General features: G+C 58.7%; 13 protein-coding genes. 8 read left to right on the top strand and 5 right to left on the bottom strand.

The window, feature by feature from the left end:
• Positions 1 to 242: 242 nt before the first annotated feature.
• Entirely contained in the window at positions 243 to 1,463 is a 1,221-nt protein-coding gene (locus tag G9465_RS18215) for an RNA-guided endonuclease TnpB family protein (RefSeq protein WP_166972622.1), read from the top strand.
• A 402-nt stretch (positions 1,464 to 1,865) separates the two neighbouring features.
• Here the strand turns inward: G9465_RS18215 and G9465_RS18210 are convergent, their stop codons facing one another.
• Entirely contained in the window at positions 1,866 to 3,416 is a 1,551-nt protein-coding gene (locus tag G9465_RS18210) for a SagB/ThcOx family dehydrogenase (protein WP_193571715.1), read from the bottom strand.
• 126 nt (positions 3,417 to 3,542) lie between these two features.
• Here G9465_RS18210 and G9465_RS18205 point away from each other — a divergent pair, with 126 nt between their 5' ends.
• From G9465_RS18205 to G9465_RS18185, 5 genes are all read left to right on the top strand, one after another.
• Positions 3,543 to 3,863, top strand: coding sequence for a hypothetical protein (locus G9465_RS18205; protein ID WP_193571714.1), 321 nt, complete (start codon positions 3,543 to 3,545; stop codon positions 3,861 to 3,863).
• Positions 3,864 to 4,388, top strand: a complete 525-nt coding sequence (locus tag G9465_RS18200) for a hypothetical protein (protein ID WP_166972620.1) — start codon at positions 3,864 to 3,866, stop codon at positions 4,386 to 4,388.
• Positions 4,389 to 5,599: 1,211 nt separating this feature from the next.
• Complete coding sequence (locus tag G9465_RS18195) at positions 5,600 to 6,172, top strand: hypothetical protein (RefSeq protein WP_166972618.1); 573 nt, start codon at positions 5,600 to 5,602, stop codon at positions 6,170 to 6,172.
• A 79-nt stretch (positions 6,173 to 6,251) separates the two neighbouring features.
• Positions 6,252 to 7,049, top strand: a complete 798-nt coding sequence (locus G9465_RS18190) for an IS5 family transposase (protein ID WP_166972599.1) — start codon at positions 6,252 to 6,254, stop codon at positions 7,047 to 7,049.
• 934 nt (positions 7,050 to 7,983) lie between these two features.
• Entirely contained in the window at positions 7,984 to 9,591 is a 1,608-nt protein-coding gene (locus G9465_RS18185) for a hypothetical protein (protein WP_166972597.1), read from the top strand.
• A 168-nt stretch (positions 9,592 to 9,759) separates the two neighbouring features.
• Here the strand turns inward: G9465_RS18185 and G9465_RS18180 are convergent, their stop codons facing one another.
• The 4 genes from G9465_RS18180 to G9465_RS18165 all read right to left on the bottom strand — a co-directional run bounded on the left by G9465_RS18180 (position 9,760) and on the right by G9465_RS18165 (position 13,379).
• Entirely contained in the window at positions 9,760 to 11,235 is a 1,476-nt protein-coding gene (locus G9465_RS18180) for an ATPase domain-containing protein (protein ID WP_166972595.1), read from the bottom strand.
• Between the two features lie 226 nt (positions 11,236 to 11,461).
• Positions 11,462 to 12,076 (bottom strand): transcriptional regulator, encoded by a 615-nt coding sequence (locus G9465_RS18175; protein ID WP_166972593.1) that lies wholly within the window; start codon positions 12,074 to 12,076, stop codon positions 11,462 to 11,464.
• 422 nt (positions 12,077 to 12,498) lie between these two features.
• The gene (locus G9465_RS18170; protein WP_166972591.1) at positions 12,499 to 12,954 is read right to left on the bottom strand and encodes a hypothetical protein; all 456 of its coding nucleotides are present in this window, start codon (positions 12,952 to 12,954) and stop codon (positions 12,499 to 12,501) included.
• A gap of 191 nt (positions 12,955 to 13,145) precedes the next feature.
• On the bottom strand, positions 13,146 to 13,379 hold the full coding sequence (locus G9465_RS18165) for a hypothetical protein (RefSeq protein WP_166972589.1): 234 nt from the start codon (positions 13,377 to 13,379) through the stop codon (positions 13,146 to 13,148).
• Positions 13,380 to 13,541: 162 nt separating this feature from the next.
• Here G9465_RS18165 and G9465_RS18160 point away from each other — a divergent pair, with 162 nt between their 5' ends.
• Both G9465_RS18160 and G9465_RS18155 read left to right on the top strand, forming a co-directional pair.
• On the top strand, positions 13,542 to 14,693 hold the full coding sequence (locus tag G9465_RS18160) for a thiolase family protein (protein WP_166972587.1): 1,152 nt from the start codon (positions 13,542 to 13,544) through the stop codon (positions 14,691 to 14,693).
• Positions 14,690 to 15,058, top strand: coding sequence for a Zn-ribbon domain-containing OB-fold protein (locus G9465_RS18155; protein WP_166972585.1), 369 nt, complete (start codon positions 14,690 to 14,692; stop codon positions 15,056 to 15,058). The genes G9465_RS18160 and G9465_RS18155 overlap by 4 nt, the downstream gene beginning before the upstream one ends.
• The last annotated feature ends 140 nt before the right edge of the window (positions 15,059 to 15,198 follow it).

Here is a 15,198-nt window from a genome sequence, read left to right as displayed (position 1 = left end):
CGCGGTCGGATAATGCGTCCTCCAGCTCTCGTGAACCGCCTCGGGGTCAAGCCCCGAGGCACTCGGCCTGCCCCGCCTGTAGATCAGCCTCCAGCTCGGCGATTCGATCGGTTTTCTGGTCGAAGGTGGTTTCAAACTAGGTAGCGAGGCGGATTCCCCGCCCCACCGTGGGCGGGGAGGAAGCCGACACTCGCTGCCACAAACCACCCACTACTAACTACCTTACCCGTCTATTGAAAGACGTGGCGGACGACAACTACCTGAGACGCACCGCAATCACCCGCCCCATCCTTACTACCGAGCAGACGCAACTTCTCGACGCCACCATCAACGAGTGGAAAGCTGCCTGTAACATCAGCAGTCGAATCGGATGGAGAACGGGTGAAACGCGGAAGGTGTCCCTCCAAGACCTCGCTTACGACACAGTACTGGAGGAGACACGTCTCGGGAGTCAACACGCGATTCTTGCCACCCACCAAGCCGCAGCCGCACTCTCCGGTGTCGAGGAACTCGAAGAACTGGACGAGGACTACAAGACCTCTCGTCCCAGTTTCACCGCCAGTACGGTGACATACGACACCCGGACGATGACGCTGTTCGACGACGGTAGTGTCTCACTCTCAACAGTCGATGACCGCATTCGGTGCGACCTCGCGTTGCCGGACGGTGAAAACGGCTACCAACACCAGTACCTCAACGATGGGGACTGGGAACTTACCGAATCCACGCTCACTCGTCGTGATGGCGACTACTACCTGCACCTCGGGTTCCGCAAGCCGAAGCCCGAGAAACAAGTCGAAACACAGGGTGACGACGAGGACAGGACAGTTCTCGGCGTTGACCTCGGCATCGTCAACATCGCCACCACCTCGACGGCGTACTTCGCGTCCGGCAGAGAACTCAGGCATCGACACCGGGGGGTCGAGCGGATTCGCGGGAACCTCCAACAGACTGGCACGCAGTCCGCGCACCGCACTCTCCAGCAGATGAGTGGCAGGGAGTCCCGCCACGTTCGGGATGTCCTACACCGGGTCGCCAACGACATCATTGAGGAAGCGTTGGAACACGACTGCGAGTATATCGCGTTCGAGAACCTGAAACACATTAGAGAGCGTGCGCCGCCGGTGAAAGAGTTCCACCAGTGGGCGCACCGCCAACTCGTTGACCTCGTAGAGTACAAGGCCGACGCGGAAGGCATCTGTGTAGAATACGTGTCACCGGAGAATACGAGCCGTCGGTGTCCCGAGTGTGGACACACGAGCAAAGGCAATCGTATCACGCAGGCGGAGTTTGAGTGTGAGTCGTGTGGTGCGACGGCGAACGCGGACTATGTTGGAGCGAAGAATGTTGGGTGGCGGTATGTCCGTCGCGGCCTACAGTCGTCGCGGCGGACGGGCGACAGTCAACTCGCCCTGAAGTCAGGAACAGTGACGCCGAACCGGGGATTCGTCCCGTCCGACTAACCACGGTCGGCAGAGGCCGAGTTCACTGACAAGCCCCGCGCCACCGTGCGCGGGGCAGTTGACTAGAGCCTGCGTATCGAGCAGAACTACGAGTTTTGTAACGATAATAAATAAAGAGGGGGTTTATTCGAGTTTACGCACAAGACTAGCTAATGTTTCCATCCACAGAGGTTAGAGACGATCTACCGTCTGCTTGTGAGGAGGTTGCGCGACTCCGTCTCCGATGGTCTAACTATTCTCTGTCGGAATTAGTGGAGAAAGACGTTCTTGAGCGGGATGAAGACGAGAACGTTGTGAGAAAGGGTGAGCGATTCACCGAAGTATGGAACGACATATGGTGAGAGGAAACGCGGGTCGGTAACTAACGTTACCTCTATCCCCGGTATTGACCACGAATCCACACTATGCAGGACGACCCAGGGTGTAGAGGAATATCGGCGTCTGCCCTGCTGCGCGCGGCTCGAAGAAGTCCGTCACCACGTCATCGAAGAATGTCAGCCCGGTGCCGCCGAGGTCGCGGTGGGCGTAGGTCGACAGATACAGGCGGCCGGCAGTGAGTGCGGCTTCCAGCTGCGCGACACGGTACCCTCGGTTACCGAGTGCATCGGTCACCGCGTCAAGGTCGGCCAGGAAGTAGATGCAGACGGCGGCGTCGGCACCGAGCTGTTGATCGAGTGCCAGGTGCCGGGCCGCTTGCCGGGACTCGCCGGCATGAATGCGTTCGAGTTCGCCAGCGTCGGGGTGGTACTGGTAGGCACCCGGTTCGAGATCTGCAACGCCGTTCACGATGCAGTAGCAGTCCACGAACTGGAGCGCCGCCCCGGTTCCACTGTCCCCATCGTCTGCCCGCACATCCATAGGCACCCCCCGCGTCGCGCGGTCGAGCACTGTCGAGAGCTTCCGGAACGAAAGGGTGTCACGCTCGTAGGCCCGGCAAGAGCCGCGCCGACGGATGGTCGTGTGGAGTGGCCGAGTCGACGCTGTGTCCGGTCCCACGGGGTCAAGTTCGACACGGTCGCCGTCGCCTGGCCTACGACCATCCACCGGTCGCTCGCCGCGAGTACGCCATGCTTGGGCCGCAGTGCCAGCCGAAAGCGTGCTTCCCGTCCACGCCTGGTGAATCAACGGATATGCTATCGGGTCCGAGGCAAGCGGCTCGGTCGGCGGGTCGATGGGCTCGACGGCGCTTGTACCGGAGCTCCTGGCCACAGGGGCACCCACACCGACGGGCACGAGTTCCAACGGGGCCTCCCACTCGGGGTCGATCCCCAGCAGGGTTGCAACGGGATCGTCAGCGAACCCTGAGACGATGGTGGCGGGCCTATCCAGCGCGTGTGCCGCGGCGACGAGATTCGCGAGGACTGTCCCGGAGTCCCAGAACGCGTGGCGGTAGGTCCGTGCCCCGTATTTCCAGGCATTCCGCCACCATGTCGAGGTCACAACGAACGTGACTGGGGCGCGCGTAACAGCCGGGTCGCGACTCGCCTTGACGAGCACTCCCCGATAGTCACCGTCTCGGAGCATGTCGAGTGACTCGGTCCGTGGGTCGTAGTGGTAGACGCCGTCGTCAAGGTCGTCGAGATCGCCGCAGACGAGGTACAAGTCGATGTGATAGAGTGCGCCAGTACACGCGGCGGCCCGAAAGTGATAGTTCTGGCCGTGCCGTCGGATGGACTTCGTGATACCCGCAGCGTAGTAGCACAGGCCCGCAAGCGTAGCTCGGTCGAACGATGTGGACGCATCCGTGTCCGGTGGGGGCTGCGTAGCGACGGCGTGGAGCGCCGGCATCGCTGGGTCACGGATTGCGTCGGCCAACGAGACGGTGGGCACGCCGTTGTAGCTCTTGTACGGACGCGGCTTGTTGTCGAAATCGAGGCCGGACCCACTGCGGACGCTCCGTGGGGTATGTTTCGTCCGTTCGTGGTAGTCGATGGCGGACACGGCATTCGACATAGACTGTTGTACGACACCTGACCTGAAAGAAGGTCTGCCGCGCATGAGTCGGTGCAGCTACAGCCGTGGGTCGTTGCTGAACCGTATGAGGCAAGTATTTTACCATCACACTCACAATGTACACACATGAGTTCCGAGTCAGAGAAAAAGCGCGTTCAGTTCCGAGCACCCCGAGGATTAGTCGATCGGGCCGACACCCTCGCAGCGGTGTTCGAGACGGACCGGACGGATATTCTCATCTCTGCCCTCCGAGAGTATCTTCGGGATGCGGCGCATTCCGACGAGGTGAAACAGGAGATTGCTGAGGCTTTCTACGACGACGACATCACCTTCGAGGAGTTAAAAGCCCTCGTCGGTCACGAAGAGGCTGCAAACTTTCGCCTCCTGAAACAACAGCTGAGCGAAGCGTTCCTCGACGATGTTGCGGAGGAGCTGGCCGATCCCTAGATGGTGCGCATCGTCGCCGATACGTCCGCCCTCGTTAGTTTAGGGACTGTCGAAGATACCACGCCCAATCCACTCGACCTGCTTCTCGACTCACACGTCGTCATCCTTCCCGAGCAGGTCGTCGACGAACTCACCGAGACGGCATCCTATGACGACGCGTCGGGGGTGGCAGCACAGGCCGTCCTCGATCGACAGGCCGCGTTCGAGGTTCGCAACGTCGATCTTGACGAGACGTTCCCGCTCGACGATGGCGAGAATGCAGCAGTCACGCTGGCGAACGAGGTGGATGCAGTCCAGTTGCTCTGTAACGAGTTCAACCGATTGGCGCTGGTGCATGCTTCACTGGTGGATACCCGTCTCGTGACGACGCCGATCGTCCTCACGGCGCTCGTTCGAAACAACGTGCTCTCCCCGGATGCAGCCGAGGCGGTCTTGGAGGAAATGAGCAATGCCCGTAGCTGGTCAGCGAACACCTATGTCGCACGTGCGAAATCCACGCTGCAACAGCAGCGAGAAGATGGGTGAGGAGAGGTCAACTACCCCGTCGCTGAGAATCCCGCTATCTGAACAGACCACCTGAATCGTGTTAGTTGCTTGGACCGCGCCGCTATGTTTGTGGAATGAAAAAGAAAACCCAAAGACTGCACTGGTATCAACTCGGCGGTCGCGCGGAGTCCCCTTCCTCAACGAACGAACGGAGTGAGTGAGTAGGGAGGGGAGGAGCGCGTGCGAACCGTTAATACCGAGTACGACACACCTCTGACTGTCCATGACGGGCCACAGACAGTCCGTGAGGGCTGGCGTGCCAACGAGGCCACGGTGCGTTTCTCGGCATGGACGGGTCGCAGTCAACCGACCCCGAAAGACGGACCGTCGAAGCGAACGTGACGCCATGTGCCTCTCCGTCTCCCGTGACCTCGGTCGCGGGGTAGAGCGGAGGTAACGTCTAATTAAATTGCCGCTGGCGTCTGGCCCTGCGCTACAAGCGTCTTTCCTCGCCATGAGTCCCATGTCGAGAAACCGCACGCAAGCCCCACCCTCAACGAGCGCGGTAGCGCGAGTAGGGCGGGGTAGTTGACATCAGCAGGGTTGTTCCCTGGCTTCCAATTAGTCTGCCTCAGCCGTCTGCGTCCGTGGATTGTCGTTCAGTAGCTCACGACTCAGTTTGCTTTTCCGGTGTGACGTCTGTAAGTGCCGGTAGACTGCCTGAGAATCGTCCTCAAACACACATAATGGACATGTTACGACATCAACACCATCGTCATTTTTACCGTGATCTTCCTCATTCATCTTGGAGGGGATGTCTCCCTCTTTGGCAACCATGAATCGTGATGTAATGGTGCCGATATGATGGGATATTCCTTGGGCCTAGATACCTAGATCTGATGTGTTAGTCGCTCACATCCCGTTTAATGTGAATGCGAGCACATCAGCGAAAAAACACTGCTACCACAGACTCCAGTTGAACCACTCGAAACGTAGGTGAGACGCTTGTCGGCCCGCCATACTATACTGTCGGCTGTACCTATTCGAAGCGATGATGTCTGATTCCGGTCGGCTTGCGGCCACAAATCCCGAGATGGTCGAATACGCCTTCACGTGATTACAGCCGACAGTATAAAAGCAAGAACTGACGCGTCCCAACTCTCGCCAGTCAGGAGGGGGACCTCCACGCTGTAAACCTGCACACCGACAGTGGCCCGAAAACACTTATCGCCCGAAATGCCACCGATGATATGGTTCGTTCGGAACCAGGTGCCACCGCTTTCATTCTCACAGGTATTGCTGGGCTGCTTGGCACGATCCTCGGATATGGCACCAAAAACACGCCACCGACACCGAGACAACCAGACTCCGTGACCGCCATTCTCCTCGTCGTCTGTCTCGGATTCGTTGTGACGGGATGGCTATGGCGTCGGGAACCGGATTCGAAGGAGGCACGCTATCGCGGGGTCCCAGCACTGACGCTCGTATTGGTAGGATTCATGGGCATCATTGGAAGTCTCCTTGTGTTGCAGCCATGGGCGTCCCGCGGGCTTGCTCGGCTGGTGCTACTGGTCGTGACAGGCGGATTCAGCATACTTGCTGGTGGCCTTCTGCTGGCCGGGGTAGTGTGGTTTCGGCGACGAGAAGAGCGCTATCCGCTTGCAGTCCTCACAGCGATCCTGTCCGTTGGGTTGTTTCACTGCTACGCACAACGCTTCGATCCTAGCATCGCGGTTCCAGTCGTTGCACTGATCGGTGGTGTCCTAGCGACCCTGTCAGCCATCGTCGTGCTCTACGGACTCGCACCACGCGTACCGGTCTGAGCGGCTGTGTTGAATCACTAGACGGCGTCGGGATAGGTCGCTAAATCGAAGGAGTTGAAGCGGGAGACTTCAGTTGTTCATGACCCAAATCTCCCGCTTCACTAGCGAAATCGTCCCGATTGCTCAAAGAGTTACTGGCGGCGGATTCGCCGACTATGCGCTCGTTTCCCTGCATTGTCTGCGGATCTACCTTGATACATCCTACCGGATGACCATCGACCTGCTCAAGGAGATGCCACAAATAACCGGGGAGATCGGCCTCAACACGGCCGATCTCCCCTCGCCGTCCACCTTGTGTAAAGCGTTCGACCGGATCAGTATGAGCATCTGCCGAGTGTTGCTTCGCCAGTCGGCGCAGCTACACGATCCTTCGAAACACGCCGCTATTGACGCTACATTCTACGAACGCTCAGCAGCGAGCCGCCATTACTGCCAGAGAATAAGCTACCGCGTGCAGAAGCTGAAAGTCACGAAACTCGTCGATACAGAGACTCAAGCAGTCCTTGACGTACACTGCTCGACGACTCGGGAAGGAAGCGACGCAGACCTCGCTGAGCAGATCGCCCGCCGGAACGCGGGCGATCTGCGGTCTCTAGCTGCCGACAAAGGCTATGACAAGCAGTCACTCCGTGAATCACTGCGTGAGATCGACATCAGACCGCTCATCAAGCATCGCATCTTCGCCCCGTACGACCACGCTCACAACGCCAGAATCGACAAAAAACGCTACAATCAGCGCTCTATGACTGAGACCGTCAATTCGGCTGTGAAGCGCTCGCTCGGCTTCGCCGTGCGAGCGCGTTCCTGGTTTCGTGAGTTCCGAGAAATCGCTCTGATGTGTGTCGTCTATAACATCAAACGTGCCGTCAAACAGTGAATTCCACCGCCTTACGGCGATTCAACACAGCCCACACTACCGTTCAATGACTGCTAGCTGCCAAGTCTGAATTTCAGCCACTTTAAGAGTAATTAAAACAGTATTAGAAGGGCACGGAGACGAAACGTGGCTCCCTCTGTCAAGCCCTGAGGTACCCGACCTGCCTCGTCTGTAGACGTCAAGAACCGGAGTGAGTCGCCGAGGTATTGCACGGGTCCACAAAGATACAACTCTCAGTCAACTCTCGCTCCGAAACACTCGAAATCGGGGGTATGCTCTTTCGACCATCAGCGCTGACAGACAGAAGTTGGTTGTCCCCGTTAAGAGCCCCGATATACAACACGGTGTGAAACAAGGAAAGTAACACCAACGTCTAGATGATTTGCGACGAGTACCGAGCCCAAGCCTACCGATATCGGATATTCAACTCGCCCTGAAGTCTGGAACCGTGACACCGAATCGGGGATACACCCCGTACCCTGACGGGGTTCGAGGCCCAGTCCATGGACAAGCCCTACCCTCAACGAAGCGAGTGGGCATCAGCCCGAGGGAGTAGGGCAGGGTCGTTGACCGGATCCTATCGGCAGCACGGTGGGTATTACAAACGATAACACTCCTACTCCCGAAATTCTGCCTAGTTATACGAAATACTACGTAATTATAGTACAAACTCTGAGGAAAACTGACATTTTATCCCATCTACCCGCCATTTTTACACGTCTTAATATCAGATTTGATGTTTACGAGACAGATAATGAAGATGGAAGGGCATTATTACTAAACCATGACGTCAGATAGAAATCAGGAGATAGCTGATGGTGGAGAGCAACGTGATAATGACCTGGAAACGACCAGACGAAAACTAATGAGCGGTGTCGGTGGGTTGACGTCGCTGATTTCGGGCTGTAGCGGTTCGGGAGAGATGTTCGAGACGATGCAATCGTCAGACGTCGCCGGTGATTTCAACGGCGATCTAGACCTCAACGGGAACGACATCCTGAACGTCAGTGATATCACGACGACAACCGATCGCGCGTCCCTGCGTACGCCCGGGTCTGGTAACGGCGCGGTGGAACTCTACGACGCCGCTGCGGGGGACTGGTCGATGCGCGCGACGGAGGGAGCGGACCAGCCGGGTCCAGTCAAGTTTCAGTCCCCGATTCAGGGGACGGCCCGGAGCAGCGAGAGTGCTCCTAGCCTCATCGTCAACGGCGGAGTTGACACGGACGAGTTGTCCGTCGATAGCTGGGACGTCATTGACGTGAGTGAGCAAGGAATCGAGCCGGAGTCTGACGACGACCTCGGCGCGTTCATCCAGAATCACTTCAATCGACAGGAGCCGAACGAGAGCGTCATCTACTACCTGCCCAATGGGACGTACACGTGGAACACAGCAGTTGAAGCCGACGAGTTCGCCACGTTCGGCCTCGTCGGCAAGCCACAGGCCACGGTGAAGTGTACGAACCCCGAGATGCCCTACTTCATTCGGGCTGGGGTTGACAGACCCGGGTATGCGGACATCTTCATCGCACAAGACATCGAGTTCGACATTCAACAGTCGAACGTGGCCGCCTCGGCGATGATCGCGTCCGTCGACGAGTACCTCGAAATGGACCACTGTCGGCTCGTCGGTGAGATCGACCGCATTGTCCCGCCGTACTATTCCATCCATCCGACGCTTCTGACAGAGACTGGACAGGGGTTCGTGAACATCGCTATGCCCGATGGCTCCTTCTACGACCCGGACCTCACGGAACAAGAACATCCGATGGGACTCGCGATCGAGCGCGACCACCGGGGCTATCTCGTCATCGAGAACAGCGACATCGCGGGGTTCATCAACAACGGGATCTACAGCGCCGGCCACAACGGGAAGGTCGCGATACGGAACACGGAAATCAAGAACTGCGGCGCCGGGAACATCCGCCTCGGTGATGGCGACTTCGCCTACAAGTGCAAGATCACCAATACCGACGCGGAAGACCGGGGCTACTCCTATGCCGCTCTGTGGGTGAACAAAGCCCACCAGGCCGTCGCCGACAGTATCAGAATCGATGCCCAACAGCGGACGCCGTCCGAACTGGTCCGTGTTGGGAGTGACGTCGACCACTGCACGCTGTCGAATATCACTATCGACAGCAGCGCCAACCAGTATATTTGTGACATCTCCGGCAATGGCTCGGATAGAAATTTGGGACGGATCGTCGCCCGCAACTGGACTATCTACGACAGCGGGAGCGCACAGTCGAACGCGCATCTCGGTCGTATCACCCGATCGAACGTGATACTCGAAAACTGGGACGTCCACATGGATCCCGAAAGCGACGGCAAACGCCATGGCCTTCTCGTCGACGCGCCGTGGCTCGACGTCCGGGCTGTTCGTTCAATCATACCGGCGGCGGACTGGACCTTCTCCTCGACGACGGCGCCGATCACCTCCGGCTCAAGGACTGTGACTTCAAGAGCGGGCAACTCTACCAGTACAGTCGAGCGACGACCGAAGACGCCATCGTCGCCGACAACCGGTTCGGCGACGGCATGACGCTGGCCGGCGACCAGGTGAACTGGACGACCAGAGGGCCCGGCTTCGAATAAACGATCCCGCCCTATTCCCACCCCGCTGACCGAGAACGAACGCCTGTGCAAACGGGCTATTTCGCACGCTATCTCTCTGAGAGCAGCCGACTCCTTGCACCATCATACAACTTTTTCACTTCACCCGGATATATGGATCATCTTGGATATATTCGACAAGGCGTAGCCCCCCGATTTCGCCCGACGGGGCTTTTTTCAGCTGGACGTACTGGAGGCCAGTATCGTCGAGCCACGTTTCGAGCACCTGGGTCGCCGCATCCGTGTAGAATTCGGCCAGGTCAGCTGCCATCAGGTTTGGATTGTGAATGTCGACCAAGAGGTCGGACGCCTCAAGCATCTGTGACTGGAGCCAGTAGCGCGTCCGCCGGCTTTCTTCCTCACCAAGTGTATGGACCTTCGCTTCCGTATTCAACAACAGCAGAAGTCCGTCTGTGGTGGCCCTGTCTCTGATGGTCTCCAACAGATCGCGGATGCCATCGTCTTCGCGCTGGAGATTGAATACGTTGTGCCGGTCTTTCCACGCGCCGAGCGCATCCAGCACGAACAACTGGTCCGTCTGCAGGAGCTCCAGCGTGTCCCGCCTGATGGGCTCGCGCCCGAGGAGGGTATCGATGGCTTCTGGTGGGGTATCGACGCGGGGGACTACGACGATCCCCATGTTTTCGGCCAGTGCCTGGTTCAGCACTGCGAAGAAAAACGCCTCGAGGTTGGCCCGGCTGTCGTGTTCGAGCAGAACGCTCTCGCCTCGGAAGAACCCGCCGTCAAGCAGCGTATTCAGCTCAGGTACCCCAGTCGAAAGCCGATCACGGTCTGCCATCCCATGAGGCAGTGCTCGCTGCCGCGGAATAATGTCGACTCCCTGCTCTGCGAACGTAATCTCGTACTTGCGAGTGTCGTGGTTGACCCCACGCATCTTCATAACGTCGATGAACCGTCGGAGTTCGCCACGCTTCTGCTCGCGCCACAGTCGGATGACGCCGTAAACGTTGTACTGGACCGTATTGTCGCCGCCGATGGCTTCGACAGTCTGTTCGCGTGGTGACGGCCCCACATATTCAGCAGTCAGGACGGTGGTTGCACCGAAATTGTCGGTGAATAATTGAATAAGGTCCAGTACGCCGCGCCGGTACACATCACGGTTCTGGGCCATCGGTTGGAGCCCCGAAACGCTGTCGAGGACGACCCGATCGCAGGGGGCGTAGCGTTCGAGTCCTTGTTGGATCCGGTCGCTGGTGAACGCTGCCGAGATGCCGTCGCCGATTACTTCCCTGTCGTCGAAGGTTTCGAGAACCAGTGTCGGTTCGTCACTCTCGAACGTCTGTCCCGTCCGCGCATGCAGGGACGTGATCGTGAGCTGGTCGTGGTCGAGGGTGAACGCGAATGGTGCGAACGCATCACGGAGTTCGTCGACCGTCTGCTCGGTACTGATGAACAGACATGTTTCGCCGTTTTCGAGGCCGTCTTGCAGGAACTGCATGGCGAGCGTACTTTTCCCAGTGCCGGGTGTCCCGGTAAGAAGCGTGGCTCGCTGTTCGGGATAGCCACCGTCCAGCATGGCATCGAGGGTGGGACTACCGGTCGAGACGGGCATGCACCAATGTTCAGTCACGAGCGGTATATAGCCAGGTGTTACCTCGGCTCAATGATGGGTATATCACCGGCTGTGCCAGCTTCGATGATTCCTGACGACGACAATAGTCGCGTCAATGTGGGTGGCCTTCCCGAAGATCACCGCGTCGACGAGGGACCGGCGGCAGGTGAGTCCCGATGCCTTGACGCCATCGAGTGTCAACGACATCACCCGTGTAACGGGATGGTCATGCGATGTCGCGGCTGGTGTCGACCCTGACATCATCGGTGAGTTCGAGTTTGACCGGTTCCGTCAGCGCCCGACCCGCACGGAATTTTGGGACGACCAACCACGTCTCAACATTGCCTTTCTCGACGTCGACGTGGAGTTCCCAGACGATGTCCGCCCGATCCAGCGTGAGCCGCCGATTGGTGGCCTCACTCCCGGTGAGACAGCGTACTAGCCCGACTGCGTTGGCCGTCTCGAGCTGCTGTTTCAGCCGGTTCAGAAAGTCAAGATACGCGTCGTGGCCACCTCGCTCGAGTTCATCGACCGTATCGATGACGACGTTCCCCCCGTCCGGGACGTCATCAAGGTATACGTCGGGCTGTTCGACCAGATCCCTCGGCGCGATACGAGTCGCCGTGACGTCGCCCCCTCGGGTCGCGATCATGTCGTGGATTTCACGTTCTGGACGGCTTGTCGTAAGATAGAGTGTGTGGCGCTCGGCCAGCAGCCGTGAGAGCACCAGTTCCCCCTGCGTCGCGGGCGGCATCGTAAATGCGACGAGGGCACCGGCTGGAACCCCGCCCTCGAGGTGTCGGTCGAGCGTCGGCACGCCAGTGGACAGCCGGCTGGTCATAGTCCCAATACCGAACTCCGTAGTAACAAAAGCACGGGCGCACTGATCGGGTGGCGGTCGATGTTTCACATGGTGACGAGGCGATGGCCCGACCCTTGAGGTCGGGGAGGAAGCCGACACCAATCACATTCGAGAGCAGGCCCGATTCCTAAAACTCCACTCGTTAGCTCTTATTTGGCAACAGCAGTACATGTAAAGTATGGATGGACGACACGCCACGACGCACCGTGCCCATCAAACTCAACGTACCCCAGGGGCGTCGTGGCGACCTCCATCAAACGGACCTGATTTTGAGGACAGGTTTGAGACATCTCTCTTGTTGACTCAGTTTTGCACGTTGAAGTGGAAGGGATGTAGAGGATGGCAACAACTGTTGATGCTGATTATGGACTTCGCTGCCGGTAACGTGCAAAGCTGTGTCCTCAGTAGAAATCCGGCGTCTGCTGGAGGTACAACAAGATCCCGAGCAGATAGCTGCCGAGGCAGATCGCCCCGATCCCCGCTCCGAGATGGAGAATCGAGTCGAGTGTGAGAGGAGCAAGCATGGTAGTGCCGAGTGCTGTAGCTCTGACGAGAAGATAGATGAACAGCCCCATCACCGGGGCTATGATCAGTAGCGTGCTTGTGAGGACGCCATCATTCATGTACGCGTTGGCGATAGCCAGTCCGACGGCGCTGACGAACACGAACACCGCGATCGATTCGATCACGAGGTGTGCATACAATCGTGGCCATTCCGAGAGAAGCACGTACCCGAGTGCGGCAAATCCAGCCGTCAGGCCGCAGAGGCCGACGGCGCTCGTGATGAACCACCGCGTTCTGGTCCGATCACGGCCGAACAGCCACGTGCGTGACCCAGAAGGGAATTGATCCATCATGTATCGATAGTAAGGACGGCAACCACGAACTGAGTTTCGGCATCTCAACCACCATACGCAGAGAAGTCCATAATCGGCATCATCCGTCCTTACCACCACCTACGTCACGCTCCTACTTCAACGTGCAAAGCTGAGTTGTTGACAGAGAGTGTTTGCTAGTGAGAGGAACTCTCACAATGAGAGTGCCAGTCTCAGCAGATATCGGTCACGAGTTCCGTGAACCGCCCACCAGGAGCCTCGAGAGATTCGATTTCCTGCTCGACGACGTCACCAGTAACCCCTGTAATGTTCGACAGTGGGATAACGCGCTCTTGGCCGTCATCTGCTGGAGTCGCCCACACGATGTCGCCAATTATCTTGGCCTCTTCACACTCAAAACTCTCTTCGTCGTCCATCGGGGTTTCGAGGAACACGGTTGCACCCATACCATGCTAGAGGAAGTCACACTATAGTATAGCTAACGGGGAAAAAGACTGTGTCGCCACGGATGCGTGAATTAACACTGTATAACTTTGCAGTCGTAGCAGAAAACACTGTAAAATCAGTCAATCGTAACGAATATCGTCCACCCACGAGCGGAGAATGACATGGAAGTTGCAGTACTCGGCGCGTCGATGACAAAGTTCGGTCAGCGTGACGCCTGGATTCGAGAGCTCCTCTCGCAGGCGGGTGAGGCGTGTCTCGACGACGCCGGCGTGACACCGGCAGACGTTGAGCACCTGTACGTCTCGAACATGGCGAGCGGCGAGTTCGAGGGCCAGACGGGCGTGATGAACGCACTGGCCCACGATCTCGGGGTCCTGCCGGCATACAGCGAACGCGTCGATCAGACCTCCTCGTCGGGCGGTGCAGGCATCTACGAGGCGTGGCAGTCCGTCGCCTCCGGCGCCAGCGAGATGACGCTGCTCGTCGGTGGGGAGAAGATGACCCACAAGACGACGGGTGAGGCGACGGACATCATCGCCTCATGTACTCATCCAGCGGAGTACAAACACGGCGTGACGTTGCCGTCGTTCGCCGGGATGACTGCCCGCCACTACCTCGAACGGTTCGAGGCCCCGAGGGAGTCGCTCGCGCGCGTGGCGGTGAAGAACCACAAGAACGGCGTCGACAACCCGAACGCGCAGTTCCAGAAGGAGATTACGGTCGAACAGGCACTCGACTCTCCCATCATCGCGGATCCGCTTCGGCTCTATGACTTCTGTCCCATCACGGACGGCAGTGCGGCCATGCTGTTCACCACTGAAGAGCGAGCGAAGGAGATCACCGACGAGTACGCCGTCGTCTCCGGCATCGGCGGGGCGACGGACACCCACGTCGTCCACGAACGCGACGACCCCACAATCATGGGCGGCGTCGTGGAGTCGAGTAAGCAGGCCTACGAGATGGCCGGTCTCGGTCCAGACGACCTCGACGTGGCCGAACTTCACGATATGTTCACCATCCTCGAGTTCCTCCAGTTGGAGGGGATCGGCGTCGCCGACCAAGGGACTGCGTGGGAGCTGGCGATGGACGGCACCACGGCGAAAGACGGCGACCTGCCGATCAACACCTCGGGAGGTCTCAAGTCCAAGGGCCACCCGCTGGGTGCCAGCGGCGTCGCACAGGGCGTCGAAATTTACGAGCAACTCGTCGGCGAGGCCGGCCCGCGACAGGTCGACGCGGAGACGGCGCTTGCGTGTAACGTCGGCGGGTTCGGGAACTGTGTCATCACGACCATCATGGAGGCCGCAGAATGACTCTCGTTGCAGGCAAATGCCCGAACGGTCACGTCTCGTACCCCACGCACCCGCGCTGTCCGGAGTGTGGCGAACCGCAGGAAGAAACGTTCGACTTCTCCGACCAGCGCGGCGAAGTCATCACGTGGACGAAGTCCACGGCGACGCCGCCGGGCGTCCGCCAACCGAACACGCTCGCCATCGTCGAGTTCGAGGTGGACGGCGACGTGGTCCGTGCGCTCGGACAGGTGACGACGGAGGAAATCGAGACGGGTGAGGAGGTGGAGCCAGTCTACGTCGAGGAGTTGCGGGACCCCGACGTCGGCCTCAAGAGCGAGAACCCGGAGAGCCAGGAGTGGGGCGGCTACCGCTGGGACCCGGTGTAGCAACCACCGAGACACACTAGCGGTGTGCGTGCTGCGTGCCAGGAACACGTGACGGCAGTCTCTCTTTCGACGGTGCTGTTCGCTGACGGCACGTGTCTCAGTCAGCGTCAGGCTGCGTCAAATGGGACAACAAAGAGAGA

This window comes from Haloarcula sp. JP-L23 (assembly GCF_011602445.1).
Classification (GTDB): Archaea; Halobacteriota; Halobacteria; order Halobacteriales; family Haloarculaceae; genus Haloarcula; species Haloarcula pellucida.
This window is presented reverse-complemented; position numbering and strand designations above follow the sequence as displayed.